A 1,089-nucleotide genomic window follows, 5' to 3' on the forward strand; every position below is an offset into this window, starting at 1 on the left:
CGTCACCCACGCCACGCCGCTCACACGGCAACAAAGCCGCAGGTCACAGCCCTACTCGCCGACCTTTCCGGGGCCCTGGGACTTGCGGCTGCGTGACGGTCCTGATTGCGGCACAGGGGCGCGCGGAAGGCCCGCTGACGGTGACGGTGGCGGTGGTGATGAGGGTTCCGCGCCCTGCGCCTGTTGTGTTTCCGGGCCTTTGTCGTCGCGGTTCCGTCGTGGTGGCCGGAATACCCGACCTGTCCTCCCGGCGCAAAGTGGTGCGGGTCGTCGCGCGTAAGAAACAGCCCCACCGGTGCCGCCTGGTGCCAGTTATCCCTCACGGACTTCGGCTTCGATGCGCCACAGCGCGTTCGCGCTGCATTCAGGACCGCGGCCAAGTGCCCGTCCTGGAAGTCAACCACCGCCCGCGAGCCCGGTGCGAGGACAGGATCCGGGACGCCAAGTGGACCGGGCTGCAAAGCCTGTCCCTGCAGGCGTTCACTGGCAATGCCGTGTGGTTCCATCTGCTCATGCCCGGCACCGAGTTGACCGCCTGGACGCGGGTGCCCGATTTCGCCAAGGCGTCGCCCGCCGGTGGGAGCCGTCGCGCCTCCCGGACCGGATCCTGGAAGTTGCCGGCAGGATGGGCCTCCACGCCGGGGCGGCCCTGGCGCAACTGGCCGTCACGACCGCCATGCATGCCGGTTATCTCCATGATAGGTGATCTCGACAAACACGCCCCGTCGTATTCGGACCCATCACTGTTGTCGGTCCGCGTCCAGGCCTTCTCGAGGATTCAGGGCGCCATCGCGGCGCCGGCGCAGCAGATCGACGTACGCGGCCGACGGGTGGAAGCCGAAGTCCTGCTTCCGCATCGGGCGTGCGTTGTATTTTTCCGAATAGGTGGTGAGGTGGGTGCCGTCGAGGTTAAAGATCAGCGGTTGGCCGGCGCTCAAGCCCTGCAGCGGCGACTGCTGGCCCGTTCCCACCCGTTGGCGCGCGCCGCCGCGGGCGGTGTTGATCGCCCGGCCGCCGTCAAGCTGCGCACGAAGTTCCCGAACGTGCACCGACCCTTCAAGGTGCCGGTCTCGGACCGCGGTTTCTGGA

1 pseudogene is annotated in these 1,089 nt (G+C 67.9%); it reads right to left on the reverse strand.

Annotated features, from left to right (window positions below):
• Window positions 1–740 precede the first annotated feature (740 nt).
• Window positions 741–1,089, reverse strand: a pseudogene (locus EJC77_RS14795) (hypothetical protein); the annotation flags it as partial.

Origin of the sequence: Specibacter cremeus, from assembly GCF_003946885.1 — a bacterium.
In the GTDB taxonomy this organism is placed as follows: domain Bacteria; phylum Actinomycetota; class Actinomycetes; order Actinomycetales; family Micrococcaceae; genus Specibacter; species Specibacter cremeus.